Source organism: Saccharothrix saharensis (assembly GCF_006716745.1).
Lineage (GTDB): Bacteria > Actinomycetota > Actinomycetes > Mycobacteriales > Pseudonocardiaceae > Actinosynnema > Actinosynnema saharense.
The window spans coordinates 3568914-3595478 of the sequence record NZ_VFPP01000001.1 but is presented as its reverse complement, the minus strand read 5'-3'; the positions used below and the strand labels follow the sequence as shown (position 1 = coordinate 3595478).

Sequence of the window (26565 nt, the reverse complement as noted above, 5' to 3'; positions counted from 1 at the left end):
TCCTACGTTCAGGACCCCTGAGTTCAACGCTCGGAACGTCGCGGGGCCGTCCTGAGCGTTGAATTCAGGGGTCGCGAACGTAGGACTCTCGGGACCTGAGCGTTCGACACTCGGGACCCGAGCGTTCGACTCACGAGGGGGTCGTAGGATCGGGTGGCGTGAAGCGGATCCCGGTGGTGGTGGTCGCGGGGTTCCTCGGCGCCGGCAAGACGACGTTGCTCAACCACCTGCTCGGCGGCAGCCGCGGCACGCGGATCGGGGTCGTGGTGAACGACTTCGGGGCCATCGGCATCGACGCTATGAGCGTGGCCGGGCAGGTCGACTCGACCGTCTCGCTGAGCAACGGGTGCCTGTGCTGCGCGGTCGACGTGAGCGGGCTCGACGCGATGCTGGCCAAGCTGGACTCCCTGGTCGACGTCATCGTGATCGAGGCGAGCGGCCTGGCCGAACCGCAGGCCATGGCACGGATGGTGCTCGCCACCGAGAACCCCCGCCTGACCTACGGCGGCCTGGTGCTGCTGGTCGACGCCGCCGAGTTCCCCGACGACCTGGCCAAGCACCTGCGCGTGGCCGACCTGGTCGTGCTCAACAAGGTCGACCGCGTCACGAACGCGCCCGAGCTCACCGCCGAGATCCACCGGCTCAAGCCGGGCGTGCCCGTGGTGGAGTCGTCGTACGGCCGCGTGGACCCGGCCCTGCTGTTCGACCCACGCCCACGCGAGCGGTTCGGCCAACTGTCCTTCGAGGACCTGCTGGACGAAGAGCACGACCACGTGCACTACGACAGCGTGGAGTTCACCGGCGGCGCCCTGGACCCGTTGCGGCTCATGGCCTTCCTCGACGCACGCCCCGAAGGCCTGTACCGGATCAAGGGCTTCGTCCGGTTCGACGTGCCCGGCCACCGGCAGCGGTTCGGCCTGCACACCGTCGGCGCGTTCCTGCGGTTCGAGCGGTCGGCGTGGCCGGGACCGCGGCGCACCGAGCTGGTGCTCATCGGCACGGGCCTGGACGTCGCCGCGATCCGCGCGGAGCTGGCCGCCTGCGAGGAACCGGACCCGGCCGCGGTGAACCCGCAGTCGATGCTGGAGGTCCTGCGCTACACCACGTGAACGGCCCCCGGCGGATCACCGCCGAGGGTCGCCGGCGACGTGGGCTCGGAGAGACTCGAACTCTCACTGGCACGGACCTAAACCGTGTGCCTCTGCCAATTGGGCTACGAGCCCGGCGCGGCAAGCTTATCGGCAGGCCCGCGCCGTCCGGTGACGAGGGCCACCTGGGTGAAAACAGCGTTACCGAAACGCCCGTCGGCCGGTCAGGTCAACGCCGCCACCGCGCCTCAACTACGGTTGTGACCAAGGAGCAGCAGCTAGGAGGAGATGTGGCCCGCGATCCCGACACCATCCAGCGCGAGATCGAGCAGGCTCGCGACGCGCTGGCCGTGACCCTCGACGAACTGGGGACGAGGGCGAATCCCCAGCGCTTCGTCGAGTCCGGCAAGGAGAGCGTGCGCGCGAAGCTCGACGAACCCAAGATCCGGTACTCGCTGATCGCGGTGGCCGTGCTCGTCGGGTTCGCCCTGCTGCGCAAGCTGTTCCGCTGACCGCGCCCTGCTGCTGACCGCGCCCTACTGCCCCTTGGCGACGAGGGGCACCAGCACCTGGTCCACCACGCGGTCGACGAACGGCAGGTCGAGCGGGTCGCCGGTGAGCATCAGCCGGTAGATCAGGGCCGCGCCCGCGATCTCGACGGCCATGCCGCGCGGCGCGTCCTGGCGCAGTTCGCCGCGTTCCTCGGCGCGCTCCAGGATGCGCCGCAGCACGCCCCGCTGCGCGGTCAGGAACGTCTCGCGGAACGCCGAGGCGAGTTCCGGCTCGTGCGGCAGCTCGCCGACGAGCGCCTGCGCCGCCTTGCCGATCGGGCCGGACAGGAACGCGGCGAACGCGCTCAGGAACTCCCGCAGGTCGCCGGCGAGCGACCCGGTGTCCGGCTCGGTCAGGTTCTGCTGGGCGAGCTGCGTGCACGTGTCGATCACGAGGTCGAGCTTGGACTCCCACCGCCGGTAGATCGTCGCCTTGCCCGCACGGGCGCGCGCCGCGACGGCGTCCATCGTCAGCGCGCGGTACCCGACTTCGGCCATCACCTCCAGCGCGGCCTGTCGCAACGCGTCGTCCCGGCTGGCGTCCCTGGGTCTGCCCCGCTGCGGGGTCCGAGCGGCCCCGCTGTACACCGGTGTGGCCATTTCGCGCTCCTGTCGCCTTTGGCCGGACATCCTAGGCCTGGTGAGCCCGGATCCCGGCGTCGAGCACCGGCCCGCGCGCCGCGCCGCTTCGGGTTCACCCCGCCGCCGGCGGCGCGAGGCCCGCGCGGGTGTGCAGGTAGGCCACCGAGAACGCGAGCGCGTCGCCGTCGAGCAGGTGCACGACGGCGCGCGCGGAGCGCCCGAGGGCGATCTCCTCCACCAGTTGGTCGGCGGCCAGCCGGGCCGCGATCAAGCCCGGTGCGGTCGCGTCGAGTTCTTTGCCCGCCGCGCGGACGGTGACCGCCCAGTCGTCGCCGTTGCGCCGGTAGTTCGCGGTGATGGGGAGTGTGGACATGCCTGGCCTTCCGTCGGTCGTCTGCTCATCTGACCGGCGTTTGGGGATGAACGCGCGTCGTCCCCTTCTATCGAGTGAGAGGCGCTGATGAGGCCTCGACGCCCCCATGTGCCACCCGATCGTGTACTCGAAAACCGGGTACACACCGTGCATGACCCGTAACGCCCCGCCATCGGACGTCGATAGGCCATTTGGAGTAATCCCTTTGGTCTGAGAGGTCGTCATGAGTCGTCGAGTGGTCGTTGTGGTGTGCCTGGCGCTGGGTCTCGCGATCGCGCCCGGGGTGGCGTTGGCCGATCCGTCGTGGCACGTGCCGGACGGGTGGGGCGACCCGGTCCGGGGTGACGTGTGCCGGCACCGCGGCGACCCGCCGTGCCACACCACGACCACCAACCCCACGACGACGTCGACCGGTGGCTGGTCCACCAGCGTGACCACGACGACGACCGCCGTGTCCGGCACGTCGGCGTCCGCGACCACGACCGCCACGACCACGACGGCGGTCGCCGGCACCACGACCGCGTCGACCACCACGACGGCCGTCGCGGGCACCACGGTCCCGGGAACGACCACCACCACCGCCACCGCGCCGGCGCTGACGACCACCGTGCCGCCGCGCGTGGTGTCGGCGTCCGCGGGGCAGGCGTTGGCGAGCACGGGCGCCGCGCCGCTGTGGACGGGCGTGGGCGGCCTGGCCGCGTTGCTGGCCGGGGCGTTGCTGCTGCTGTTCAGCCGTCGCCGTCGCGCCTGACCGCGCCGCCGGCGGGCGTGAGCCGGCTCGCCACGCCCCGCCACACGACGTCCATGACGTAGGCCGTCGCGAGCGCGGGCCCCACCTCGGGCCTGCGCTCGCACCACAGCGCCAGCCGTTCGGTCGAGCCCACCACGATCTCGGCGAACGCCTCGGCCTCGACCGCGTCCACATCGGAGTCGAAGCTGCCGATCACGGCCGCGATCAGGTCGGTCTGCTGCCGCCGGATGCCCTCGACCTCCTCGACGGCCGACGGCACGGTGATCGCCGCCTCCTGCCGCAGCAACGACCACGACTGCTTGTGCTCGGCGATGAACTCGAAGAACGCCATCAGGCCGCGCCGCAGGACCTCCTCGGGCCCGTCCGCGCCGGTGATCGCCTGCTGCGTGCGGTCGAGCAGTTCCGTGCGCGCGCGGTGGATGCAGCCGATGAGCAGGCCTTCCTTGGAGCCGAAGTACTCGTAGAGCATCGGCTTGGACACCCCGACCCGTTCGGCGATCTCGTCCATCGACGCCGCCAGGTAGCCGCGCTCGGCGAAGACGCCCTCGGCGATGTCGAGCATCTGCGCCTTGCGCTGGGCCTTGGGCATCCGCCTGCGGCGCGGCTCGGTCGTGGTCACGAAGTCCAGACTACCGGAGGTAACTTACTTCGAGTAACCTACTGCGGAGTATGTGAGCGGACTTGGAGGAGACGGGCATGCACCGAGAGGTCGAAGTCCTGATCATCGGCACGGGCTTCTCCGGCCTGGGCATGGCGATCGAGCTGAAGCGCACCGGGAAACGCGACTTCGTGGTGCTGGAGAAGGCGGCCGACCTCGGCGGCACCTGGCGGGACAACTCCTACCCCGGCTGCGCGTGCGACGTCCCGTCCCACATGTACTCCTTCTCGTTCGAGCTGAACCCGCGCTGGTCGCGCATGTTCGCCCGGCAGCCCGAGATCTGGGACTACCTCAAGCGGGTGGCGGAGAAGTACCGGCTGCGCGAGCACATCCGGTTCAACACCAAGGTCAGCGGCGCGCGGTGGGACGAGGACGCGAAGGTCTGGCACGTCGCCACCGAGCACGGCGACACCTACACGGCGAAGGCCGTGGTCGCGGGTGTCGGCGCGTTGCACATCCCGAACATCCCGACCCTGCCGGGCATCGAGGACTTCACCGGCAGGACGTTCCACTCGGCCGAGTGGGACCACGACTACGACCTGCGCGGCAAGAAGGTCGCCGTGGTCGGCACGGGCGCGAGCGCCATCCAGTTTGTGCCGCGGATCGTGGACGAGGTCGGCGGCCTGACCCTGTTCCAGCGCACGCCGCCGTGGATCATGCCGAAGATGGACCGGTCCATCCGGACCTGGGAGCAGAAGCTGTTCCGGGCGCTGCCGTTCACCCAGCGCCTGTACCGCGACTTCGTGTACTGGACGCGTGAGTCGAGCGCGCTCGGCTTCGCGGTGAACCCGAAGATCATGGAGTTCGCGCAGAACATCGCGAAGCGGCACATGCGCAGCCAGGTGCCCGACGAGGCGTTGCGGGCGAAGCTGACGCCCGACTACACCATGGGCTGCAAGCGCGTGCTGATCAGCAACGACTACTACCCGGCGTTGAGCAGGCCGAACGTGGACCTGGTGACCGACGGCATCGCCGAGGTGCGGGCGAACAGCGTGGTGGACGCGGCGGGCGTCGAGCACGAGGTCGACGTGATCATCTACGGCACGGGGTTCCACGTCGTCGACTCGTTCGACTACCTGGACATCACCGGCAAGGGCGGCGTCGACCTGGCCAAGCAGTGGCGCGAGCAGGGCATCGAGACCTACTACGGCATCACCGTCTCGGGCTTCCCGAACCTGTTCTTCCTGCTCGGCCCGAACACCGGCCTGGGGCACAACTCGGTGGTGTTCATGATCGAGTCGCAGATCCGGTACGTCCGCCAGTGCCTGGAGCTGCTGGACCGCCACCAGGCCGACGAGCTGGACGTGCGGCCGGACGTGCAGGCGCGGTTCAACCGGCAGTTGCAGCGCAAGCTGACCAAGGGCGTGTGGACCGAGGGCGGCTGCAAGAGCTGGTACCTCGACGCCCGAGGCATCAACCGCACGGTGTGGCCGGGCTTCACGTGGCGCTACTGGATGCGCACCAAGACCGTCCGCGCCGAGGACTACACCCTGACCCGGGCCCGCCGCGCCCGCGTCCCCGCCTGACCCGAACGTCGAACACCCGGTACCCGAGCGTTCGACACACGGGCGCCGAGCGTTCGACTCTCGCGAGCTGGACGCAGGACTCTCGCGAGAGTCGAACGCTCAGGTGCCGAGAGTCGAACGCCCAGGACCCCTGAGTTCGACGTTCAGGACAGCGGGACGCCGGCGGCCTTGGCGCGTTCGGTGCGCAGGCGGGTCACGTCGGGCAGGTCGAGGGGGCCGGGCTTGGCACCCGTGGCCCACTCGATCAGCAGGTCGGCGATCTGCGGGTTGCGCGGCAGCACGGGACCGTGCAGGTAGGTGCACAGGATCCGGCCCTGGACCGCGCCCTCCACCGAGCCGTCGTTGCCCGTGCCCACCTTGACGTGCGCCAACGGCCGCGCGGACGGACCCAGCACGGTGCGGCCCTGGTGGTTCTCGAACCCGGTCAGCAGGCCCTCGAACAACCCGTCGGCCGGCGTCGCGATGACCTCGCCGATGGCCCGGCTGCCACCCGCGTGCGACGTCGAGTCGATCAGCCCGAGCCCGGGGTGCGTCACCTGGTCGGCCCGGGTGAACGACTCGCCGAAGATCTGGATCCCCGCGCACACCCCGAGGATCACCGCGCCGCGCGCCGCCGCCCGCTGCATGCCCGGGTGCTCGCGCAGGTGCCGCACGGCCAACGTCTGCGCCGTGTCCTCACCGCCGCCGACCACGTAGATGTCGCACGACTCGGGCACCGGCTCGCCGAACCGGATGTTCAGGATCTCGGCGGAGATGCCCCGCCACGTCATCCGCTTCTCCAGCACGACCGCGTTGCCGAAGTCGCCGTACGTGCCCAGCAGGTCGGGCAGCACGAGCGCGATCTGGACCTTGCTGGTGCTCACTGGGCGGCCCTCGCGTTCAGGTCGCGGAATGCGGTGTAGTTGGCGATCACCTCGACCGGCCCCGGCGGCATGGCGTCGATCGCCAGCAGCGGGTCCGGCACGATCGTGTGCTCGACCTCGGCGTACGTCAGCCGCACGGCCAGGTCCGTGGCCCGCTCGCCGGACGCGATCACCTGACGGCCGCGCAGCCGCTCGAACGGCACGTCCCACAGCCACGACAGGTCGCGCCCGTCGGCCTCGTGCGCGTTGATCACGAGCACCGCGGGGTGGTCCGCCTCGCGCACCACGGTCAGCGTCTCGCTCCACCCGGCGGGGTTCTTCGACAGCAGCAGCCGCGCCCGGTGCCCGGACCGCTGGATCGTCCGGTACCGGCCGGCCACGTTGGACACCGCGCGCAACCGCTGCACGGCCTCCTCCACGGGCACGCCCAGCGCGACCGCGGCGGCCGTGGCCATCACCGCGTTGGCCTGGTTGAACTTGCCGGGCAGCCGCAGCGCCAGCTCCACCTTCACGCCGTTCGGCGTCACCAGGTACCCGTCGCCGGTCACCCACTGCGGGCGCGGCCGGGCCAGGTCGCACCCGGTGCAGTGCCAGTGCTCGCCCTCCCAGCGGATCGGGTCGCCGCAGCGCGGGCACGAGGCGGCGTCGTTGTGCCAGCCCGTCCCGGTCGCCACCCAGACCACGTTCGCCGAGTCGCGCGCCGCCGACGTCACCATGATGTCGTCGCAGTTGGCCACGACGACCCCGGTCACCGACGCCAGCGCCGTGCGCAGCGACCGCTCGATGGTGCGCACCTCGCCGACCCGGTCGAGCTGGTCGCGGCTGAGGTTCAGCAGCACGGCCACCGCGGGCGCCGCGGCCCGCACGACCTCGGGGAAGTACCCCTCGTCGACCTCCAGCACCGCGTACGGCGCGTCGGGCTGCTTGGACAGCGCGGTCACGTGCCCGTCGGGCATGTTCGCGCCACCGTGGTTGGTGGCGACCTCGCCCAGGAACGACACGGCCCGGCTGAGCATCATCGTGCTGGTGGTCTTGCCGTTCGTGCCGGTCACCAGCGCGACCGAGCGGCCGGTCGTCAAGTGCGCCAGCGCCTGCGGGTCGAGCTTGAGCGCGACCCGGCCGCCGATCATGCCGCCCGCGCCGAGACCCATCTTCTGCGACAGCTTGGAACTCATGTTGCCCAGTCGCACGGCCGCGGCGGTGCGCAGCGGCAGGCGGGCTGGGTCTGCACCTGGAGTGTTCGGCAACCGACTTCCCGGATCTGTCAGGGGAGGGAGATCCCCCGATGCTACCGGGGCCCGTGGTGGTCGAGCTCCCGCAGGGTCCGGATCAGGTCCACCGTGCTGAGCTGGCACAACTGGGCCATGTACTCCAGCGCGGGCAGGTCGAGGTGCACCTCGGGCGGTTGGCCGGGCACCAGGTGCGCGAGCCTGCCCTGCGCCCAGCGGCGCAGCGGCATCAGTTGCGGTCGCGTGTCGGCGACGACCGTGGCCAGGTCGACGGAGAGGTGCCCGGCGGGGGTGTCACCGAACACGCGTTCGTGCACCCGCGCGAGAACCTGGTGCGCGGGCACGCCCAGCGCGACGCAGATCTCCACCAACCTCGTCACGGAGCACTGGCGGGTGCCCAGTTCGTACGTGGCCAGCGTCTGCAGCGAGATGTCGCTCTGCAGCCGGCGGTTGAGCTCCTTGCGAGTCCATCCGCGCTGCTTGCGAAGGCTGCGGAGCTCATCGCCGAGCACGCGCTGGTACGCCGCTGTGTCGATCTGCACCGTCGATCCTCCAGTCCGCCGGGGCCCCGACAGACCCCACGCAGATGGAAAGCTCGACCGGACGGTTGCTTACGCGAGTTGTCCGAATTATCGCCCGATCGGGTTAACCGAGTGGTACTGAAAGTAGCGTTTCAACGCCTCAACGCGCTGGTGACGCCGTTCTCGCGCGGCCCGAGGAAGCGCGGGTCGGGCTTGGCCACGAGCCCGTCCCACATCGCCTTGCCGGCCGCGAACACCTCCCGGAAGTGCCCGTAGGACGTGGTCGCGAACCAGGCCGACGTGTCGTGGCCCACACCGGACGCCTCGATGCCCGCCGAGCGGCACAGCGCCACGGCGCGCGGCAGGTGGAACTCCTGGGTCACCACGGTCGCCCGCTCGACGCCGAAGATCCGCTTGGCCCGCGTGCACGAGTCCCACGTGTCCAGGCCCGCGTAGTCGGCCACCACGTGGTCGGCCGGCACGCCCCGGTCGATCAGGTAGGCGCGCATCGCGGTCGGCTCGTCGTAGTCGGTGGTGCTGTTGTCTCCGCTGACCAGCAGCACCTCGACCTTGCCTCGCCGGTACAGGTCGGCGGCCACGTCGAGCCGGCCCGCCAGGAACGGCGTGGGCGTGCCCGCCCTGGTCAGGCCCGCGCCGAGGACGAGCGCCACCGGCGCGTCCGGCACGTCGGACGCGTCGTGCCGGTAGGCGGCGCTGCCGACCTGCACCCACACCCACGGCGTGGCCACGAGCACGGCCAGGAGGCCGAGCGCGATCAGCACCCGCTTCCAGCGGATGCGCTCGACGAAGTCCCGCACGACTGCCCCCCGGTCCTCAGTTGACGCAGCGCACCCCGTCCGCCGTGATGGGCGGCTCGGTCGTGGTCGGGTCCGGCTGCTGCTGCCGCGCGCCGTCCAAGCCGACCAGCGGCTTGCCGGCGAGGTTCTGCGTGCCCGGTCCGGCGTAGTCCGCTCCCACGAACACGCGCACGTGACCGGCCGGGATGTCGGGGTCCTCTTCCAGGTCGAGCCCGCCCAGCGCCGTGGAGACGGCTTCGGCGCCGGCCTCGCCACCCACGCCGTAGCGGACCACCGACACGTCCATGGGCGAGGCGTTGGCCGCGCCGCCGTCGACGAACCGCTCGGTCACGAGCGCCTCCAGCACCCGGCCGGCCAGGCCCGGCATGCCGGAGGCGTTGCGCACCTCGACGGTGACCGTGGCGTTGTCGATCGCGGGCGTGCCGGCGGCCGTCGCGTTCGGGTCGGCGCGGAGGGTCTTGAAGAACCGCTTCACCTCGCGCTCGTTGACCTCGACCGCCATGCCGTCCTCGGGCGTGGCCAACTCCGGGTTGCCGGTCGGGATCGTCTCGAACTTGAGGCTGCCGCCGGTCAGGTCCTTCATCTGGGTCGCGAACCGCAGCACGTCCCAGTCCTTGTCCAGCACGATGGACTTGGTCAGCGCGTCGATCAGGGAGCGCAGCTTGCCGGGGTCCGACAGCGTGCCCGCGGACAGGATCTGCTTGGCCAGGCCCGCCATGAACACCTGCTGGCGCACGATGCGGTCGAGGTCGCCGCGCAGCAGCCCGTAGCGCTGCCGGACGAACGCCAGCGCCTCGCGGCCCTGGATCTTCTGCTGGCCGGCGGCGAAGTTCGCGCCGGACATGTCGTCGCGGGTGGCCTGGTTGAGGCACACGTCCACGCCGCCGACGGCCTTGGTGATCTCGTAGAAGCCGACCAGGTTGATCTCGGCGTAGTGGTCGATGGTGACGCCGGTCAGGTCCTCGATCGTGGTGATGAGGGTCTTGGCCGCGCCCTGGCGGGACTTGACCTCCAGCTCCGCCGGGTCGCTGACGCCGGAGCGCTCGAGCTCGGCGACGGCCTCGTTCTTGCCGTAGCCGTACGCCGAGTTGATCTTGTGCCGGCCGTAGCCGCCCGCGATCTGCACGTAGGAGTCGCGCGGGAACGACACCGCGACCGCCTTGCCGCCGTCGTTGGGCACGTGCATCAGGATCAGCGTGTCGGTGTTCAGGCCGCCGTCGTTCTCGTTGCCCGCGTGCAGCTCCCTCAGGATCTCCTGGGGCAGCGGGTTGCCCTTGGAGTCCGTGCGGCTGTCCATGCCGACCATCAGGATGTCGACCGACCCGTCGGCGGGCTTCTCGCCGCCGCCCGCGTCGCTGATCACGTCGGTGGTGGCGATCTCGTTGAGCAGCGTGTTCAGGTTCGCCCACGCGTAGCCGGTGCCCAGCAGCACGGCCGCCGAGAACAGCGCGAGCAGCGACCGGCCGAAGACGGCGCCGCCGGAGGCGGAGCGCGCGGGCGGGCGGCGGCGCGGCGGACCCGTGCGGCCGGCGGGCGGGCGCGGGCGTTGCCCGGTCGGTCGTGGCGCGGGGCCGACGCGCTGGGGGTCGGCGGGGCGTCGACCTTCGGTCCTGCGGTCGTCGGTGGGACGGGGGCGGCCGGGCTCGTTGCCCGCGCGGGCGCGGTCGGCCGAGCGCGGCGGGTTCGGGCGGGGCGAGGCCGGGTCGACCGGGCGGTTCGGCCGCTCACCGGGCACGCGGCGCTCGCCGGTCGGGCGCTCGGGGCCGCGACGAGGGGGGTCGAACCGCGCCCCCGGCTCGGAGCGCCGGGGCGGCTCCTGCGCGCGCGGCGGCTGACCTGCGGAAGGACTCCGAGGGGGAACGGGTCGCCTGCGGAACCCGTCGGGTTCGCCTGGCCTCGGCGGCCGGTTGTCCACTCCCACTCCTCCCATGTACCCGGGTACGTCCCAGTGGACGCATGACAGGTGGTCCGGGTTGCCACCAGCGTCGCACAGCGGCTTCGCCGGACGTGGTGATACCGGGCCGAGGGCGGTCTGACCAGGTCGGTTACCCGATTGTAAGTTCGGCCGCGTCCCGTTCGTAGACTGCTGCGGTGCTGACCATGCAGGATGCGCTGCTCGCGCTCACCAGGTACTGGACCGAACGGGGCTGCGTCGTCGTGCAGCCGTACAACACCGAGGTCGGCGCCGGTACCTTGAACCCCGCCACCGTGCTGCGGGTGCTGGGTCCCGAGCCGTGGCGCGTGTCCTACGTCGAGCCCAGCGTGCGGCCCGACGACGCGCGGTACGGCGAGAACCCGAACCGGCTGCAGACCCACACCCAGTTCCAGGTCATCCTCAAGCCCGACCCGGGTAACCCCCAGGAGCTGTACCTGGGCAGCCTCGAAGCGCTGGGCATCGACGTCCGGGCGCACGACGTGCGGTTCGTCGAGGACAACTGGGCCTCGCCCGCGCTCGGCGCGTGGGGCCTGGGCTGGGAGGTGTGGCTCGACGGGCTGGAGATCACCCAGTTCACCTACTTCCAGCAGGCCGGCGGCATGTCGCTGGACCCGGTGTCGGTCGAGATCACGTACGGCATCGAGCGCATCATGATGGCCCTGCAGGGCGTCGGCCACTTCAAGGACATCGCGTACGCGCCCGGCATCTCCTACGGCGAGGCGTTCGGCCAGGCCGAGTACGAGATGAGCCGCTACTACCTCGACGACGCCGACGTGGAGGCGAACAAGCGGCTGTTCGAGGAGTACGCCTCCGAGGCGCGCCGGATGCTGGACGCGCGCCTGCCCGTGCCCGCGCACAACTACGTGCTCAAGTGCTCGCACGCGTTCAACGTGCTCGACGCGCGCGGCGCGATCAGCACCACCGAGCGGGCCCGCGCGTTCGGCCGGATGCGCGGCCTGGCCCGCGAGGTCGCCCAGCTGTGGGCGGCCCGCCGGGAGGAGCTCGGCCACCCGCTCGGCCTCGCGGAGGCGCCCGCCGCGGCCACGCTGCCGGCGGAGTTCGCCGAGGTCGAGGGCCCGAGCACGCTGCTGTTCGAGATCGGCACGGAGGAGCTGCCGCCCGCCGAGGTCACCCGCACCGTCGAGGCGGTCGGCAAGGCCGTCGCGGACAAGCTGGGCGCGACCAGGCTGGCGCACGGCCCGGTCGAGGTGCACGGCACGCCGCGCCGGATCGTGGTGCTGGTGCCCGACGTCGCGCCGCGCGAGCCGGACGCGGAGAAGACCGTGCGCGGCCCCCGGGTGTCCGCCGGGTTCGACGCCGACGGCAACCCGACCAAGGCCGTGCAGGGCTTCGCCCGCGGCCAGGGGGTGGACGTGACCGCGCTCGGCCGCGTCACGGAGAACGGCGTCGAGCACGTCGCCCTGGTGCGCACCGACCCCGGTCGGGGCGCGGTGCGGGTGCTCAGCGGGCTGCTCGCCGAGGTGGTGTCCGAGCTGCGCGCCGAGAAGAACATGAAGTGGAACGACCCGAAGCTGTCGTTCACCCGCCCGATCCGCTGGTTGCTGGCCCTGCTGGGCACGACGCCGGTGCCGGTCGCGGTGTCCTCTTTGGCCGCCGAGCCGAGGACCCGGGTGCACCGCACCGCCGCCGAGCCCGTGGTCGAGGTGTCCACGGCGGACGGTTACCTGGAGTTCCTGGCCGGGCACGGCATCGACGCCTCCGCCGAACGCCGCCGTGACGCGATCGTGGCGCGTGCCGAGGAGCTGGCCGCGTCCGCGGGTGGGGTGGTGGACTCCGCGGGCGTGCTGGACGAGGTGACGAACCTGGTCGAGCGCCCGACGCCGATCCTCGGCTCGTTCGAGGAGCGCTACCTGGAGCTGCCCGCCCAGATCCTCACCACCGTGATGCGCAAGCACCAGCGGTACCTGCCGGTGCGGGCGCGGGACGGCTCGCTGCTGCCGCACTTCGTGGCCGTCGCCAACGGCGACGTGGACGCGGACCTGGTCCGCGCGGGCAACGAGGCCGTGCTGCGGGCCCGGTACGAGGACGCGGCGTTCTTCTGGCGCGCCGACCTGCGCACGCCGCTGGAGGACATGAAGGCCGGGCTGGAGAAGCTCACGTTCGCCGACAGGCTGGGCTCGATGGCCGACCGGGCGGGTCGGATCGCGGCGCTCGCGCGGCGGTTGGCCGACGAGGTCGGCGCGGCCGACGAGACCCTGGCGCGGGCGGGCGAGCTGGCCAAGTTCGACCTGGGCTCGCAGATGGTGATCGAGCTGTCCAGCCTGGCCGGTGTGATGGCCCGCGAGTACGCCGAGCGGGCGGGGGAGACCCCGGAGGTCGCTCAGGCGCTGTACGAGATGGAGCTGCCGCGCTCGGCCGGTGACGCGCTGCCGACGTCCACGCCCGGCGCGCTGCTCTCCCTGGCCGACCGGTTCGACCTGCTGGCGGGGCTGTTCGGCATCGGCGCGAACCCGACCGGCAGCTCCGACCCGTTCGGGCTGCGGCGGGCGGCGCTGGGTGCGGTGAGCGTGCTGCGGGCGTTCCCGGACCTCAAGGCGATCACGCTGACCAAGGCGTTGGCGCTGGCCGCCCAAGAGGTGGAGGCACAGCAGCTGGAGGCCTCGGCGCTCGCCATCCCGGCAACGGCGCTGGACGCGGCACGCGAGTTCGCCGTGCGGCGGTACGAGCAGCAGCTGCTGGACGCCGGGCACGACCACCGGTTCGTCAACGCCGTGCTGCCGCTGGCCGACGCGCCCGCGGTGGCCGACGCGACGTTGGCCGAGCTGACCGCGTTGGCGGGGGACGGGGGCTTCGCCGCGCTGGTGGCCGCGCTGCAGCGGGTGCGGCGGATCGTGCCCGCGGACACCGTCGGCGAGTACGACCCGCAGGTGCTGGTGGAGCCCGCCGAGGTGGCGCTGCACAAGGCGCTGGCCGACGTGCCGACCGGTGTCACGGGCCTGGCCGCGTTCGCCTCCGCCGCGACCGGGCTGACCGGGCCGGTGAACACGTTCTTCGACGAGGTGCTGGTGATGGCCGAGGACGCCGACGTGCGGCGGGCCCGGCTGGGGTTGCTGGCCGCGATCCGCGACCTGGCCGCGCCGGTGCTGGACTGGCAGGCCTTGGGCACCGCGCTGGGCTGAACCCGTCGCGTACGGCGATCCCCGCCCTCCGGCGAGCCGGTGGGCGGGGATCGCCGTAGCTGCCTACATGTCGCGGTTGTCGTCCACGTTGGTGCTGGCGACGGCGACGGTGTGGTCCGGCGTGGCCTGATCGGCGGCGGCGGACCCGGCGCCCAAGGCGAGCAACGCCGCGGCGGCCACGGCCACCAGCGCTGCGGGGATGATTCTCACGCTGCTACTCCTCACACACCCGGCCAGGGTTCGGCAGGCGACACCATCGCACACAATTCACCGCAACGGGAAGTCCCCTTTCGTACCTGCCGAATCCGTGACCAATCGGCTGCGGAGCGTGATATATACCCTCTGTAACGGTCCGACCAGCAGGTTCGATGTTCCGGGAAGGTCAACCGACCGAATGGCGCGGACCATTCGGAGCTGCGGGGTTGCTACGTCTTGACGAACCGCCGCCCGGGGGGTTGGAATTCCGCGACATTCCGTATTCACGCCGTCCGCGGCGGATGTGCCCGCGCAAGGGGTTGGCGAATGCGAAGGCTAGTCACGGCCGTGTCCTGCGGTGTCCTCGTCCTGCTCGCGGGAGCGTGCGGCGCGTCGGACGACGCGCTCTCGCCCACCACCGGCCGCACGGCCAAGCCCGTCGTCGGCGTGATCCTGCCGGACCGCTCGTCGTCGGACCGGTGGGAGGAGCAGGACCGGCCGCTGCTGCTCCAGGCGCTGAACTTCGCGGGCGTCGAGGGCGTGATCGAGAACGCGGACGGTGACGAGACCCGGTTCGCGAGCCTCGCCGACGAGATGATCGCCCGCGGGGTGAAGGTGCTGATGACGACGCCGCTGAGCCCCGAGGGCGGCGCGGCGGTCGAGCGCAAGGCCAAGGACGCGGGCATCCCGGTCATCAACTACGACCGGATCAGCCTGGGTGGCCAGGCCGAGTACTACGTCTCGTTCGACAACCTCAACGTGGGCGAGTTGCAGGCCGAGGGCCTGCTGCGGTGCCTGGGCGAGAAGCCGGGTGCGCGGATCATGGAGTTGCAGGGCGCGCCGACGGACAACAACGCCACGCTGTTCTTCGACGGCCAGCGCCGCAAGCTCGGCCCCAAGTACGACACCGGGGCGTTGCGCCTGGTGGAGAGCAAGGCCATCGACAAGTGGGACCCGGTGCTCGGCAAGGCCGCGTTCGAACAGATGCTGTCGGCCAACGGCGGCTCGGTGGACGGCGTCGTCGCGGCCAACGACGGGCTGGCGGGCGCGGCCATCGAGGTGCTCAAGGCCAAGGGGCTGGCCGGGCGGGTGCCGGTGACCGGGCAGGACGCCACGGTGGAGGGCCTGCGCGCGATCCTGCGCGGCGAGCAGTGCATGACGGTCTACAAGCCGATCCGGGACGAGGCCGAGGCGGCGGCGCGGCTGGCCATCGCGGTGGCGCGCGGCGACCTCAGCGGCGCGGACGACCTGGCCACCGGCAACACCCGCGACCTGGTGGCGAAGCGGGACGTGAAGTCGGTGCTGCTGGGGGCGGACCTGATCACCCGCGAGAACGTGCGCGCGCTGGTGGCCGAGAGCGTGGTCAAGCCGGTCGACCTGTGCGCGGGCGACACCGCGGACGACTGCGCTGAGCTGGGCATCCTGACCGGCTAGGCGGCGCTGCCGGGGCCGGGGAGCACGTCGACGTCGGTCGGCCCCATCGGCTCGCCGCACTCCGAGCAGCGCAGCTCCACGTGCGCGACCCGGCCGCACGCGTGGTGGCGGTAGAGCACCGGCGGACCGGCGTCGCCCGCCGTCCAGCGGTCGCCCCAGCGCACCATCACCATCAGCAGCTCGACCAGCTCGACGCCCTTCGGCGTGAGCGCGTACTCGTGGCGGGGTGGCTTGGTCGAGTACTCGCGGCGTTCCAGCACGTCCTGCTCGACGAGCCACTTCAGCCGTTCGGCGAGGACCTTGCGGGAGATGCCGAGGTCGTCCTGGAGCTGGTCGAAGCGCGAGATGCCCACGTAGACGTCCCGCAGGATCAGCGGCGACCACGGCTCGCCGACGACGTCCATGGTGCGCGCGATCGAGCAGGCCATGTCGCCGAACCGGGTCCGCTGCACGCGACCGAGCCTACCGCTTGAGGGTTCCCTCAGGGAACTGTCTGCGGTACGGTCAGTTCCCTGAGGGAACTTGGAGGTGCGCCATGGCTCGACCGACCGTCGTCACCCCGCAGGAGTGGCAGGCCGCTCGCGACGACCTGCTCGTCAAGGAGAAGGAGCTCACCCACGCGCTGGACGCGCTGGCCGCTCGGCGCCGCCGGCTGCCGATGGTGCGGCTGGGCACCGGCCACGAGTTCACCGCGCCCGACGGCGCCGTGGTCGGCCTCACGGACCTGTTCGCCGGCCGGCGACAGCTCATCGCCTACCACCACATGCTCGCGCCGGGTGACGACCACCTGTGCTCGGGCTGCTGCTCGTTCACCGACAACCTCGCCGACCAGATCCACCTCAACGCCCGCGACACCACCCTGATCCTGATGTCACGCGCGCCGCAGCCCGAGATCGCCCCCGTGCGCGAGCGGATGGGCTGGACCGTGCCCTGGTACTCGTCCGGGCAGGCGTTCTCCGACGAGCTGGGCCTGGGCGGCGGCTTCGGGCTGAGCGTGTTCCTGCGCGACGGCGACGAGGTGTTCCGCACGTACTTCACCAGCGGCCGAGGCGTGGACCGGCTGCGGATGGACTTCAACCTGCTCGACCTGACCCCGTACGGCCGCCAGGAGCGCTGGGAGGACTCGCCCGAGGGCTGGCCGCAGACCCCGACCATGGCGTGGCTGCGCCTGCGCGACGAGTACTGAGGAGATCCCGGTGGACCGCAGCCTCACCGAAGCCGAACGTGACGAGTTCCTCGGCGGGCCCCACGTCGCCGTGCTGAGCGTCGCGGCCGAGGACCGACCACCGCTGACCGTGCCGGTGTTCTACGCCTACCGGGACGGCCGCATCACGTTCTTCACCGGCACGCAGGGCCGCACGGCCCGCAAGACCCGGCTGCTGGAACGGGCGGGCGCGTTCAGCTTGAACGTGCAGCAGCCGACCCACCCGTACCGCTACGTCACCGCCGAGTGCGTGGTCGAACGCGCCGACCGGGCGCCGTCGGCCGACGAGGTGCGGGCCGTGGCGAGCCGGTACATGCCCGAAGCGGATGCGCGGGCGTTCGCCGAGTCCGAGACCGTCGACCCGTCCGGCACGTTCGTGCTGTTCACCGGTCGTCCGGTGCGCTGGCTGACCAACGACTTCGCGGAACCGGAGAGCTGAGACCGGGGGATCAGGCCTCCTCGTCGTGCCGCCCGGAGATGAACTCCTGCACCCGGATCTTCACCCGGATGAGCGGCTGGCGGATGCGGGCCTCCCGGCGGTACGCCCGGCGCAGCTTGCGGGAGCCCTCGGTGTACCGCCAGCGGGCCCACGGCGAACCCGGGCGGGCCAGCCGCACCGCCCCGATCTCCGGCAGCACGGGCACCAGCAGCCCGAGCAGCCCGGTCCACACCTTGCCCTTGAGCAGCGCCACGATGGCGAACCCCAGGTTGAGCAGGATGATCAGCACCCGCAGGGCCACGCCCTCGCCGTAGAACTCGTCGTAGCCCAGCGGTCGCGCGCCGAGCAGCAGCAGGCCGGTCATGCCGATCGCCAGGAACACCGCGTCCACCGACAGCCGGCCGTCCTTGGTCCAGTACACGTCCCGCAGGTGCAGGATCAACGCGAACTCGTCGAGCACCAGGGCCGCGCCCACGCCGAGCAACGCGGCTGCGGCAACCCGCACCCCGTGCATGTCGTCCGGCACGGCCAGCCCGATCACCCCGCCGAGCAGCATGAACACCGCGCCGAACACGACGTGGTGGATGTGGGTGCCACCAGGGGTGATGTTGCCCGGCCACCAGCGGACCTTCGCCCGGATCAGGCGCACGCTGATCCTGATGAGGACGAAGGTCAGCACCAGGCCGAGGAAGAAGAACAGCAGCCGGGACTGGGGCAGGTCGAGCGCGTACACCCCACCATCTTCACCCGCCGGGGTTACTTGAACGTGATGCCGCCCTGGATGTCGCCCGCCTGCACGGCGTTGCCGCTGACCGTGCCGGTGATGCTGTTGGTCACGCGGCCGGTCTGCGTCACGGCGTGGTGGGCCCGCAGTTCGGCCCCGAAGGCGGGATCGGCCAGCACGGTCCGCTCCAGCGTCTCGCTCAACGCGGCGACCTGCGGGGAGTCCGGGGCCGCGCCCTCGGCCGCGGTGAGCGCCGCGGCGGCCACCGGATCGTCCGCGAACTTCGCCCGGACCAGCTCGTACAGCCCGGCGACGGCCCGCGTGGCGAGCGAAGCGGCGATGGTGACCAGCATCGGTTCAGGCATCGGGGACCCCCTGTGATCGCGACCTCGCCCACGGTAGCAGTGCGACTCGCCGCATTCTTCCGCTCGACTGGCGGCGGGATCTCGTGGTTGACTGTCTTCGGTCGTACCTTTCTGTGTTCGTGTTCCACCACGCTCGCGGAACGGAGTTGCGGGCGCCGAACTTTCCTCGCCAGGAAGGGCCGGGGCCCTAGCTGACCCGGTGGTCGCAAGCGCGATCCGGCACCTGTTAGAGGAGAAGTAGCAAGATGGCAGTTCAGGGCACCGTCAAGTGGTTCAACGCGGAGAAGGGCTTCGGCTTCATCTCCCCGGACAACGGTGGCGCCGACGTGTTCGTGCACTACTCGGAGATCCAGAGCAACGGCTACCGCACCCTGGAAGAGAACCAGCGGGTGGAGTTCGAGATCGGCCAGGGCCAGAAGGGCCCGCAGGCGCAGACGGTTCGACCGCTCTGACCTAATCCGGGTCACCACCAGGACCTGGATCTTTTCGGGCCGCCACTCCTCGCAGCAGCGGGGGGTGGCGGCCCGAATCGCGTGCTCAGGCCCCCAGCGGGGCCGGGTGGTCGACCTGGCCGCCGTAGACCCGCTTGCCCACCAGCCGGGCGTCGTCGAACACGAAGAACGCCGTCGTGCGCACCCGGTAGGCCCGTCCGGTGGGCTCCTCGCCGCGCAGGCTGCCCAGGTGGGTGCCCCGCAGCTCCAGCTCCACGATCACCGCGTCGTCGGCGTGGTGCAGCTCCACGAGCGTGCTGCGCTGGTCCGGGAAAGCGTCGCCGACGCGCGCGTAGTACCCCGCCACCTCGGCCCGGCCGTCGAACACCTGCCCGGTCGCCACGATCTCGCACCGCGGGTGGTCGAACGCGCTGACGGCGGTGTCGAACTCGCGCTCGTTCTCCGACTCCAGGTGCTCCAGCACGATCGCCTCGCGAAGCGCCCGGAGTGCCTTGGAAGCGGTCATGCGCGCACGAAACACGCACGCGCACCCACCAGTCAAGACGCCGCGGCCCCCGGGTTGTTCGCGATCCCGCACCCGTTCGCCCACCGGGCGGTGCGCGCGACCGTCCGCTCGGAGCCGCGGTGATTGGTGCCGTTGCCGCTGCGGCCGGCCGAGCTCGCCCGTCCACCTGCGGTTTTCCCGGCGGGACGGCGGTGGAGGCACCACCGCCCCGCCGGGACCGGCTCACGGACGCATGTCGTAAGCCCCGGACAACGCCGCCACCGCGGTCCAGACGCGGTCGAACCGGGCCCGGTCCACCACGGGCTTGCGGACCTGCTCGACCGCCCACGCCTGCTGGGCCTCGGTGGACGACGCCTTGCCGTGCAGCGCGACCGCGTAGGCCGAGAAGTCGCGCACCAGGACGTCGAACACCTGGTCCAGCACGTCGACGTCCAACCGGGTGATCGTGGCCTGCTCCAGCACCAACTGGCCGTAGACGACCAGCGTGAACAGGTGGCCGAGGTTGAGCAGGAAGTCCAGGTCCCGCTGCTGCTCGTCGTCCGGCGCGGCCGTGGTCAGCAGCGTGCGCAGGGCTTGTGCCTGCTCGTGGAAGCGGGCCACGTTCGGCACGTCGGCGTGCTCGCGGTAGGCGGTCTCCCAGTCGTGGAACCGGATCCGCCCGAGGCCGCGGGCCGGGCCCTGGCGCCAGAAGAACCCGTCGTCCGCCGGGTCGTGCCTGGTCGGGACCTCGGCGTAGGTGGCGGGCTGGAACAGGTAGTTCGGCATGAACTTGAGCACGAGCGCCAGGTTGACGTGGACCGTGCCCTCCAGCTTCGGCAGCGCGCGGATGTCGCGGGCGGCCATGGAGAAGTACGTGTCCTTCTCGAAGCCCTTGGCCGCGATCACGTCCCAGAGCAGGTCGACCACCCGTTCGCCCTCGCTGGTGACCTTCATCTTGGTGATGGGGTTGAACAGCAGGTAGCGGCGGTCCTCGGGGGAGGCGCTGCGGAAGTAGTCCACCGAGCGGTCGGAGAACAGCTTCATGGCGACCAGCCGGGCGTAGGCGTCCACGAAGTTCTGCCGGACGTGCGGGAAGTCGGTGACGCGCTTGCCGTACAGGACGCGGTTGTGGGCGTGCGTGATGGCCTCGTAGAACGCGTGCTCGTTGATGCCGACTGAGGCCGTGCACAGGTTGAACTTGCCCACATTGACCGTGTTGAGGGCGGCGCTGAACGCCTCGGCGCCGGTGTGCAGGACGTCGGCCGCGGTGACCGGGTAGTCGTGCAGGCGGAACTCGCTGACGAACATCTGCGAGTCGACCACGTTCTTGACCAGCTCGAACTTCTCGTGCTGGGAGTCGACGGCGAAGAAGACGTACCCGTCCGGGCCCTCGACGTCCGCGCGGCGGCCGAACACCGACACCATGCCGGCCACGTTGCCGTTGCCGATGTAGTACTTGCCGCCGGACGCGGTGAAGCCGGTGTCGGTGGGCGTGAGGACCATGTCGGTGGAGTAGACGTCGGCGCCGTGCTCCTTCTCCGACAGCCCGAAGGCGAAGACCGAGCCCCGGTCGAGCAGCTCGGCGGCCTTCGCGCGGGCCGCGGCGTTGTCGCTCATCCAGATCGGGCCGAGGCCGAGCACGGTGACCTGCCAGGCGTACCAGTACTGGAGGCCGTAGAAGCCGAGGACCTCGCTCAGCGCGGCGTTGCGGGCGGCGTCCCAGCGCTTGTCGGGGCTCCCGCCGGCCTCGGCGGCGGGTGTGCAGAAGGTCGCGAACAGCTTCTCCCGCGCGACGAAGTCCAGGAACTCGGTGTACCAGACCTTCGCCTGGTCGTCGGCGATCAGGCGGCGCTTGCCGCGCTCCTCGAACCAGTCGACGGTCACGCGCAGCAGGCGGCGGCTCTCCGCGTCCAGGTGGCCGAAGTCGTGGGTGTTCGGGTCGAACAGCACCGGGGTTCTCCCTTCGTCGCCGCCGCACGCTACCAGTCGGTAACTTGTGTGGTTCCTCGGCCGGGGCGCGGGTGTCGGACCCTCGGCGTAGTGTGCTGCGCGTCACAACGGAGGAGTGACCATGCACCTGCTCGCCATCGGCACCCGCAAGGGCCTGTGGCTCGCGACCAGCGAAGACCGCACGTCCTGGAGCCTCAGCGGACCGCACCACCCGATGACCGAGGTCTACGCGATCGCGATCGACCACCGCCGCGACCGGCCGCGGCTGCTGGTCGGCACCAGCAGCTCCCACTTCGGCCCGACCGTCGTCACCAGCGACGACCTCGGCGCGACCTGGGACGAGCCGGACCACGCGCCGATCGCGTTCCCGGCCGACACCGCGCTGGAACGGGTGTGGCAGCTCGCGCCGACCCCGGACCCGGAGGTCGTGTACGCGGGCACGCAGCCGTCCGCGTTGTTCCGCTCGGAGGACGGCGGCCGGACGTACGCGCTGGTGGAAGGCCTGTGGAAGCACCCGCACCGGGAGCGGTGGGGCGCGGGGTTCGGCGGGCAGGCGATCCACACCGTGCTGCCCGACCCGGCCGACCCGCTCAAGCTGACCGTGGCGATGTCCACCGGCGGCGTGTACCGGTCGTTCGACGGCGGGTCGTCGTGGGAGGCGAGCAACACCGGCATCAAGGCGTACTTCCTGCCCGACCCGTACCCGGAGTTCGGCCAGTGCGTGCACAAGGTGAGCCGGCACCCGTCCCGGCCGGAGCGGCTGTTCCTGCAGAACCACCACGGCGTGTACCGGTCGGACGACGCGGGGGCCACGTGGACGTCCATCGCCGACGGCCTGCCCGCCGACTTCGGGTTCCCCGTGGTCAGCCACCCGCACCGGCCGGACGTGATCTACACCTTCCCGCTGACCGCGGACGGCGAGCGGTTCCCGCCCGGCGGCCGGTGCGCGGTGTACCGCTCGTCGGACGGCGGGTCGTCGTGGGAGGCGTTGCGCGGCGGTCTGCCGGACGGCTTCTGGACGGCCGTGATGCGTGACGCGATGTGCACGGACTCGGCCGACCCGGCGGGCGTCTACTTCGGGTCGCGCTCGGGCGAGGTGTACGCGAGCGCGGACGAGGGGGAGAGCTGGCGGCGGATCGCCGAGCACCTGCCCGACGTGGTGTGCGTGCGCGCGGCGGAGGTGTGACGTGCGGGTGCTCGTGCTGATCCCCGGGCCGTTGCGGCAGACGGCGGGTGACCAGGCCAGGCTGGAGGTCGACCTGCCCGAGCCCGCCACGCTCGGGGTGCTGCTCGACCACCTGGCCGAGCGCTACCCGTTGCTGGACCGGAGGTTGCGCGACGAACGGGCCGGTCTGCGCCGTTACGTGAACTTCTACGTGGACGGCGAGGAGTGCCGCCGGCTGTCCGGGGCCGAGACGTCGTTGCGCCCGGACGCGGAGGTGCGGATCCTGCCGTCGGTCGCGGGCGGCTGACCGGTCACCCGGGGGTCCGCCGGTAGAGCGGGCGCAGCGCGTCGGTCACCGACACGCCGTCCACGACGAGCGGGTCGAGCTGGTCCAGCAGCGCGTCCGGGCGTCGGGTCGTCGGCTCGGCCACGTCGGGCACGACCGCGGCCACCGGCGGTCGGGTCCAGAAGGTCTCGAACGACTCCGCCGGCTGCTGCCGGGGTGTCTCGGGTTCCTCGGGCGGGATGGGCGCGCGCAGGTCGCGCAGCCGGTCCAGCAGGTCCTCGCGGGAGCGTCCGCGCCAGGCCAGGATCTCGAACGGGTCGGTGTCGAACGACTCCGCCAGCAGGTAGCAGGTGGCGGCGAGGTGCTTGCACGGCACCTCCCAGTCCGGGCACGTGCAGTCCATGTGCAGCTCGCGCATGGTGCTGGGGAACAGGGTGAGGCCGAGGTCGGCGAACACGTCCTCGATCTCCGGTGGCATCTCGCCCGCCAGCAGCTTGGCCGCGAAGATCGCCCGGTCGGCCAGCGCGTGCTCGATGCGCCGCCAGTCGTCGTCGTCGAACTTCCGCACCCCGATCCGCGCCCGGTACGGCTCCGGGCGCGTCCCGGTCACCAGGGCCACCACCAGGCTGGTCGACAGCGACAGGCTCATCACCTGGCCCGTGCGGGCGTAGGAGCGGCCGCGGGCGAGTCGTCCGGCCATGCCGAACGACTCCAACACCTCCAGGAACCGGCGTGACCACCACGTCCGCGCGACGTCGCCCCGCTTGCTGCGCAACGTGAGGCCGCCCTCGACCCGGATGGGCCGTGACGGCGGGCGGTAGGAGTGCCAGTCAGTCACCGACGGCCTCCCCGGACAGGGCGAACAGCTCGCGCAGCTCGCCGGTGGACAGCTCGGTCAGCCAGTCCTCGCCCGCGCCGACCACGAGCTGCGCCAGCCCGCGCTTCTCCTCGATCATCCGGTCGATGCGCTCCTCCAGCGTGCCGACGGTGACGAACTTGCGGACCTGCACGTGGTGGCGCTGGCCGATGCGGAACGCCCGGTCGGTGGCCTGGTCCTCCACCGCCGGGTTCCACCAGCGGTCGAGGTGGACGACGTGGTTCGCGGCGGTCAGGTTGAGGCCCGTGCCGCCGGCCTTCAGCGACAGCACGAAGATCGACGGGCCGCCCGGCTCCTGGAACCGGCGCACCATCTCGTCGCGCTGCCGCTTCGACGTGCCGCCGTGCAGGTGGAGGACCTCGGTGTCGAAGCGCGCGGCCAGGTGCGGCACGACCAGGGAGCCGAACGCGGTGAACTGGGTGAAGCACAACGCCTTGTCACCGTCGGCCAGGGCTTCGTCCAGGACCTCCTCCAGCCGGGCGAGCTTGCCGGAGCGGCCCGCGACGCGCGAGCCGTCGCCGAGGAGCTGTGCCGGGTGGTTGCAGACCTGCTTGAGGCGGGACATGGTGGCCAGGACCAGGCCCTTGCGCTTGACACCCTCCGCTTCGGCGATCTTGGCCAGCATGTCGTCCACCACGGCCTGGTAGAGCGTGGCCTGTTCGGCGGTCAGCGTGCAGAGCTGCTTGACCTCGATCTTGTCCGGCAGGTCGGTGATGATCCGCGGGTCGGTCTTGAGCCGGCGCAGCACGAACGGGCCGGTGATGCGGCGCAGGCGGACGGCCGCGTCCTCGTCGTGGTGGCGTTCGATCGGGACGGCGAAGCGGGCGCGGAACGTGTTGACGGTGCCCAGGACGCCGGGGTTGACGAAGTCCATGATCGACCACAGCTCGGCCAGCCGGTTCTCCACCGGGGTGCCGGTCAGGGCGACGCGGTGCCGTGCGGGCAGCGCCCGGACCACCTTCGACTGGCGGGTGGCGCTGTTCTTGATGTTCTGCGCCTCGTCCAGCACGACCCGGTCCCAGGCGGTTCCGGCGAGCTTCCCGGCGTCGCGCGCGACGACCGCGTAGGTGGTGATGACCAGGTCGCAGTCGGTGTCCAGGGCCCGGTCGGCGCCGTGGTAGACCCGCACCTCCAGGCCGGGGGTGAAGCGGGCGGCTTCCCGTTGCCAGTTGCCCACCACCGACATCGGGCAGACCAGCAACGTCGGCAGCCGCTTGCCGTGCGCGCGGTTGTGCGCTTCCAGGGCGAGGAGCTGGACCGTCTTGCCCAGGCCCATGTCGTCGGCCAGGCACGCGCCCAGGCCCAGCCGGTCGAGGAACGCGAGCCAGGCCAGGCCGCGTTGCTGGTAGGGGCGCAGTTCGGCGACCAGGCCCGGTGGCCGGGCGACCGGCTCCAGGTGGTGCTCGACCTCGCCGGACAGCAGGTCTCCGAGCCAGCCGGTGGCGCTGACGCCGTTGAGCGGGAGGGGCAGGTCGGCGTCCTCGGGGTGCAGGCCGGAGTGCAGCAGGACCTGGGCGGCCGTCATCTGCCCGCCGCCGCGCTCGAGGAACGCGAGGCCGGTGGCGAGGCGTTTCGGGTCGACGTGCACCCATTGGCCGCGGACCCGCACCAACGGCACCTTGGCCTCGGCGAGGGACTGCAGCTCGGCCTCGGTCAGCCGCTCGTCGCCGACCGCCAGCTCCCACTTGTAGTCGATCAGGACCTTGAGGCCGAGCTCGCTCTCCTTGGCCACCTGACCGGCCGTGCCGCGACTGGCGGCCGTGAGCCGGAGCCCGAGCCGCTGGGGCCGGCGCCACCACGACGGCAGCATCACGCCGAAGCCGGCTTCCGCCAACACCGCCGCGTGCTGGAGGAAGTCGTACGCGCCCTCGACGTCCAGCTCCAACTCCACCGGCCGGCGAGCGGCGAGCGCCCGGTCCAACGCCGGGTACAGCCGCCCCGCCCGGCCGAGGTCGCCGAGCAGCACGTCCTCGGGCCGACCGACCCACCGCCGCAACACCGCGTCCTGCTTGCGCCACAGCTGTTCGGCGGTCACCACCACGCTCGGCTCGTCGACGGCCTGCAGCAGGAACTCGACCCGCCACCCGTCCTTCGCCATGCCGCCCTGGTCGGGCGAGTTGAGCCGGAAGCACGTGCGGACCGGGTTCTGGCGTAGCCCACCGGCCCGCCACGCCGCCAACTTCGCCCGCAACGCCCCCGCGTCCTCGACGGCACGCGGCTCACCGACCAACGCGTCCAACCACCGCCCGACCACCCCCTCCCCGCCCGGGCCGTCCTCGGGCAACACGGCCCTGACCTTCCGGTCGACCGCGCGATCCAGCACCTCCTCGACCAGATCACCCGCCTCGTCGGTCCCCCGGAACGACTGCGGCGCACTGGCCCGCAACGCCGCGAAGCGCAACGCGTCAACCCCGGACAAAGCCGACCGCCACCGCGCGACCCCATCCCCGTCGATCCCCGGCAGAACCCGCCCGCGCCGCACCAACCCCGCCGCGAAGTCCAGCACTTCACCCCAGAACTTGCCGGACGCCCCAACCCGACAATCCGGCAACCCCTCCAACACCACCTCGTCAACCCACACCACGGGAACCACCCATTCCCGCCACCGGACAACCCCACGCCCACGCCTCTCGCGGACCGACTCGGGGGACGCCACCGGCCCACCGGCCCACGACGGCAACCTCAGCGGAACCTCCCCGACAACACCCCCGACCAGCCGCCGCAACACCTCCGCCTCAACCGCGAACGGATGCCGGACCGCTCTCCTCGGCAACCGCCCCACCACCCGCCCCGGCAACCCCGACTCCTCCGCCCAGACGCCAACCCGCCCACCACCCACACCGACCGCGTGCAACACCAACACCCCAGCACTATGCGCCCCACCACCACCAACCCCGAATTCGCCCCCACCCAACCGCGCCCGCACCGCCCCCTCCCGGCCCGACCGGTGCCCA

The 26565-nt window shown here is 71.6% G+C and carries 27 protein-coding genes and 1 tRNA gene; 11 read left to right on the top strand and 17 right to left on the bottom strand.

What is annotated here, in order from left to right:
• The first annotated feature begins 158 nt into the window (after window positions 1–158).
• The gene (locus tag FHX81_RS15310; protein WP_141978808.1) at window positions 159–1109 is read left to right on the top strand and encodes a CobW family GTP-binding protein; all 951 of its coding nucleotides are present in this window, start codon (window positions 159–161) and stop codon (window positions 1107–1109) included.
• Window positions 1110–1149: 40 nt separating this feature from the next.
• On the opposite strand, the gene FHX81_RS15305 is transcribed toward FHX81_RS15310, so the two are convergent.
• A tRNA-Leu gene (locus FHX81_RS15305) sits at window positions 1150–1223 on the bottom strand.
• A 155-nt stretch (window positions 1224–1378) separates the two neighbouring features.
• Here FHX81_RS15305 and FHX81_RS15300 point away from each other — a divergent pair.
• Window positions 1379–1600, top strand: coding sequence for a DUF3618 domain-containing protein (locus FHX81_RS15300; protein WP_033438423.1), 222 nt, complete (start codon window positions 1379–1381; stop codon window positions 1598–1600).
• A 24-nt stretch (window positions 1601–1624) separates the two neighbouring features.
• On the opposite strand, the gene FHX81_RS15295 is transcribed toward FHX81_RS15300, so the two are convergent.
• Both FHX81_RS15295 and FHX81_RS15290 read right to left on the bottom strand, forming a co-directional pair.
• Window positions 1625–2239 carry a TetR/AcrR family transcriptional regulator gene (locus tag FHX81_RS15295; RefSeq protein ID WP_141978807.1) on the bottom strand — a complete coding sequence of 205 codons (615 nt, stop codon included), beginning with the start codon at window positions 2237–2239 and terminating at the stop codon, window positions 1625–1627.
• A 94-nt stretch (window positions 2240–2333) separates the two neighbouring features.
• Window positions 2334–2594 carry a hypothetical protein gene (locus tag FHX81_RS15290; RefSeq protein WP_141978806.1) on the bottom strand — a complete coding sequence of 87 codons (261 nt, stop codon included), beginning with the start codon at window positions 2592–2594 and terminating at the stop codon, window positions 2334–2336.
• Between the two features lie 235 nt (window positions 2595–2829).
• Between FHX81_RS15290 and FHX81_RS15285 the strand changes: the two genes are divergently transcribed.
• Window positions 2830–3345 carry an LPXTG cell wall anchor domain-containing protein gene (locus tag FHX81_RS15285; RefSeq protein WP_211363488.1) on the top strand — a complete coding sequence of 172 codons (516 nt, stop codon included), beginning with the start codon at window positions 2830–2832 and terminating at the stop codon, window positions 3343–3345.
• Here FHX81_RS15285 and FHX81_RS15280 read toward each other — a convergent pair.
• The gene (locus FHX81_RS15280) at window positions 3323–3964 is read right to left on the bottom strand and encodes a TetR/AcrR family transcriptional regulator (protein ID WP_425473822.1); all 642 of its coding nucleotides are present in this window, start codon (window positions 3962–3964) and stop codon (window positions 3323–3325) included. The two genes, FHX81_RS15285 and FHX81_RS15280, sit on opposite strands and share 23 nt — an antisense overlap.
• Window positions 3965–4041: 77 nt before the next feature.
• On the opposite strand from FHX81_RS15280, the gene FHX81_RS15275 reads away from it, so the two are divergent.
• Window positions 4042–5529 carry a flavin-containing monooxygenase gene (locus tag FHX81_RS15275; protein WP_141978804.1) on the top strand — a complete coding sequence of 496 codons (1488 nt, stop codon included), beginning with the start codon at window positions 4042–4044 and terminating at the stop codon, window positions 5527–5529.
• A 143-nt stretch (window positions 5530–5672) separates the two neighbouring features.
• On the opposite strand, the gene FHX81_RS15270 is transcribed toward FHX81_RS15275, so the two are convergent.
• From FHX81_RS15270 to FHX81_RS15250, 5 genes are all read right to left on the bottom strand, one after another.
• Complete coding sequence (locus tag FHX81_RS15270; protein ID WP_141978803.1) at window positions 5673–6392, bottom strand: type 1 glutamine amidotransferase; 720 nt, start codon at window positions 6390–6392, stop codon at window positions 5673–5675.
• Window positions 6389–7567, bottom strand: a complete 1179-nt coding sequence (locus FHX81_RS15265) for a Mur ligase family protein (protein ID WP_141978802.1) — start codon at window positions 7565–7567, stop codon at window positions 6389–6391. Before FHX81_RS15265 ends, FHX81_RS15270 begins: the two co-directional genes overlap by 4 nt.
• 113 nt (window positions 7568–7680) lie before the next feature.
• The gene (locus FHX81_RS15260) at window positions 7681–8163 is read right to left on the bottom strand and encodes a helix-turn-helix domain-containing protein (protein WP_141978801.1); all 483 of its coding nucleotides are present in this window, start codon (window positions 8161–8163) and stop codon (window positions 7681–7683) included.
• 131 nt (window positions 8164–8294) lie between these two features.
• Complete coding sequence (locus FHX81_RS15255) at window positions 8295–8960, bottom strand: SanA/YdcF family protein (protein WP_141978800.1); 666 nt, start codon at window positions 8958–8960, stop codon at window positions 8295–8297.
• A 16-nt stretch (window positions 8961–8976) separates the two neighbouring features.
• Window positions 8977–10695, bottom strand: coding sequence for an LCP family protein (locus FHX81_RS15250; protein WP_246107827.1), 1719 nt, complete (start codon window positions 10693–10695; stop codon window positions 8977–8979).
• Window positions 10696–11060: 365 nt separating this feature from the next.
• Here FHX81_RS15250 and FHX81_RS15245 point away from each other — a divergent pair, with 365 nt between their 5' ends.
• Window positions 11061–14036: a glycine--tRNA ligase gene (locus tag FHX81_RS15245; RefSeq protein ID WP_141983950.1), complete on the top strand. Its 2976-nt coding sequence runs from the start codon at window positions 11061–11063 to the stop codon at window positions 14034–14036.
• A 63-nt stretch (window positions 14037–14099) separates the two neighbouring features.
• On the opposite strand, the gene FHX81_RS40535 is transcribed toward FHX81_RS15245, so the two are convergent.
• Window positions 14100–14246 (bottom strand): hypothetical protein, encoded by a 147-nt coding sequence (locus FHX81_RS40535; RefSeq protein WP_170232061.1) that lies wholly within the window; start codon window positions 14244–14246, stop codon window positions 14100–14102.
• Window positions 14247–14558: 312 nt separating this feature from the next.
• On the opposite strand from FHX81_RS40535, the gene FHX81_RS15240 reads away from it, so the two are divergent.
• On the top strand, window positions 14559–15665 hold the full coding sequence (locus tag FHX81_RS15240) for a sugar ABC transporter substrate-binding protein (RefSeq protein ID WP_141978798.1): 1107 nt from the start codon (window positions 14559–14561) through the stop codon (window positions 15663–15665).
• On the opposite strand, the gene FHX81_RS15235 is transcribed toward FHX81_RS15240, so the two are convergent.
• Complete coding sequence (locus FHX81_RS15235) at window positions 15662–16117, bottom strand: winged helix-turn-helix transcriptional regulator (protein ID WP_141978797.1); 456 nt, start codon at window positions 16115–16117, stop codon at window positions 15662–15664. The two genes, FHX81_RS15240 and FHX81_RS15235, sit on opposite strands and share 4 nt — an antisense overlap.
• Window positions 16118–16200: 83 nt before the next feature.
• On the opposite strand from FHX81_RS15235, the gene FHX81_RS15230 reads away from it, so the two are divergent.
• Together FHX81_RS15230 and FHX81_RS15225 are read left to right on the top strand one after the other, a co-directional pair.
• Entirely contained in the window at window positions 16201–16851 is a 651-nt protein-coding gene (locus FHX81_RS15230; protein ID WP_141978796.1) for a DUF899 domain-containing protein, read from the top strand.
• Window positions 16852–16861: 10 nt separating this feature from the next.
• Window positions 16862–17308: a pyridoxamine 5'-phosphate oxidase family protein gene (locus FHX81_RS15225; RefSeq protein WP_141978795.1), complete on the top strand. Its 447-nt coding sequence runs from the start codon at window positions 16862–16864 to the stop codon at window positions 17306–17308.
• Window positions 17309–17318: 10 nt separating this feature from the next.
• On the opposite strand, the gene FHX81_RS15220 is transcribed toward FHX81_RS15225, so the two are convergent.
• A complete protein-coding gene (locus tag FHX81_RS15220; protein ID WP_141978794.1) occupies window positions 17319–18041 on the bottom strand; it encodes a hypothetical protein in 723 nt (240 codons plus the stop codon).
• A 23-nt stretch (window positions 18042–18064) separates the two neighbouring features.
• A complete protein-coding gene (locus tag FHX81_RS15215; protein WP_141978793.1) occupies window positions 18065–18397 on the bottom strand; it encodes a hypothetical protein in 333 nt (110 codons plus the stop codon).
• Window positions 18398–18642: 245 nt separating this feature from the next.
• On the opposite strand from FHX81_RS15215, the gene cspE reads away from it, so the two are divergent.
• Entirely contained in the window at window positions 18643–18849 is a 207-nt protein-coding gene (gene cspE, locus FHX81_RS15210) for a transcription antiterminator/RNA stability regulator CspE (RefSeq protein ID WP_053717138.1), read from the top strand.
• Between the two features lie 85 nt (window positions 18850–18934).
• Here cspE and FHX81_RS15205 read toward each other — a convergent pair whose 3' ends face one another.
• Both FHX81_RS15205 and FHX81_RS15200 read right to left on the bottom strand, forming a co-directional pair.
• A complete protein-coding gene (locus FHX81_RS15205) occupies window positions 18935–19354 on the bottom strand; it encodes an ester cyclase (RefSeq protein ID WP_141978792.1) in 420 nt (139 codons plus the stop codon).
• A 222-nt stretch (window positions 19355–19576) separates the two neighbouring features.
• Window positions 19577–21283 carry an acyl-CoA dehydrogenase family protein gene (locus tag FHX81_RS15200; RefSeq protein ID WP_141978791.1) on the bottom strand — a complete coding sequence of 569 codons (1707 nt, stop codon included), beginning with the start codon at window positions 21281–21283 and terminating at the stop codon, window positions 19577–19579.
• Window positions 21284–21404: 121 nt separating this feature from the next.
• On the opposite strand from FHX81_RS15200, the gene FHX81_RS15195 reads away from it, so the two are divergent.
• Together FHX81_RS15195 and FHX81_RS15190 are read left to right on the top strand one after the other, a co-directional pair.
• Window positions 21405–22469 (top strand): WD40/YVTN/BNR-like repeat-containing protein, encoded by a 1065-nt coding sequence (locus tag FHX81_RS15195; RefSeq protein ID WP_141978790.1) that lies wholly within the window; start codon window positions 21405–21407, stop codon window positions 22467–22469.
• Between the two features lies 1 nt (window position 22470).
• Window positions 22471–22755, top strand: a complete 285-nt coding sequence (locus FHX81_RS15190; protein ID WP_141978789.1) for a MoaD/ThiS family protein — start codon at window positions 22471–22473, stop codon at window positions 22753–22755.
• 4 nt (window positions 22756–22759) lie between these two features.
• Here FHX81_RS15190 and FHX81_RS15185 read toward each other — a convergent pair whose 3' ends face one another.
• A complete protein-coding gene (locus tag FHX81_RS15185; protein ID WP_141978788.1) occupies window positions 22760–23572 on the bottom strand; it encodes an SWIM zinc finger family protein in 813 nt (270 codons plus the stop codon).
• Window positions 23565–26195: a DEAD/DEAH box helicase gene (locus FHX81_RS15180; protein ID WP_425473821.1), complete on the bottom strand. Its 2631-nt coding sequence runs from the start codon at window positions 26193–26195 to the stop codon at window positions 23565–23567. The genes FHX81_RS15185 and FHX81_RS15180 overlap by 8 nt, the downstream gene beginning before the upstream one ends.
• Window positions 26196–26565 lie beyond the last annotated feature (370 nt).

Excerpts from the sequence above, each read along its gene's own strand:
- FHX81_RS15295 (WP_141978807.1), bottom strand. The coding sequence starts at position 2,239 with ATGGCCACACCGGTGTACAGCGGGGCCGCTCGGACCCCGCAGCGGGGC.
- FHX81_RS15290 (WP_141978806.1), bottom strand. The coding sequence starts at position 2,594 with ATGTCCACACTCCCCATCACCGCGAACTACCGGCGCAACGGCGACGAC.
- FHX81_RS15275 (WP_141978804.1), top strand. The coding sequence starts at position 4,042 with ATGCACCGAGAGGTCGAAGTCCTGATCATCGGCACGGGCTTCTCCGGC.
- FHX81_RS15265 (WP_141978802.1), bottom strand. The coding sequence starts at position 7,567 with ATGAGTTCCAAGCTGTCGCAGAAGATGGGTCTCGGCGCGGGCGGCATG.
- FHX81_RS15245 (WP_141983950.1), top strand. The coding sequence starts at position 11,061 with ATGCAGGATGCGCTGCTCGCGCTCACCAGGTACTGGACCGAACGGGGC.
- FHX81_RS15240 (WP_141978798.1), top strand. The coding sequence starts at position 14,559 with ATGCGAAGGCTAGTCACGGCCGTGTCCTGCGGTGTCCTCGTCCTGCTC.
- FHX81_RS15230 (WP_141978796.1), top strand. The coding sequence starts at position 16,201 with ATGGCTCGACCGACCGTCGTCACCCCGCAGGAGTGGCAGGCCGCTCGC.
- FHX81_RS15215 (WP_141978793.1), bottom strand. The coding sequence starts at position 18,397 with ATGCCTGAACCGATGCTGGTCACCATCGCCGCTTCGCTCGCCACGCGG.
- cspE (WP_053717138.1), top strand. The coding sequence starts at position 18,643 with ATGGCAGTTCAGGGCACCGTCAAGTGGTTCAACGCGGAGAAGGGCTTC.
- FHX81_RS15205 (WP_141978792.1), bottom strand. The coding sequence starts at position 19,354 with ATGACCGCTTCCAAGGCACTCCGGGCGCTTCGCGAGGCGATCGTGCTG.
- FHX81_RS15195 (WP_141978790.1), top strand. The coding sequence starts at position 21,405 with ATGCACCTGCTCGCCATCGGCACCCGCAAGGGCCTGTGGCTCGCGACC.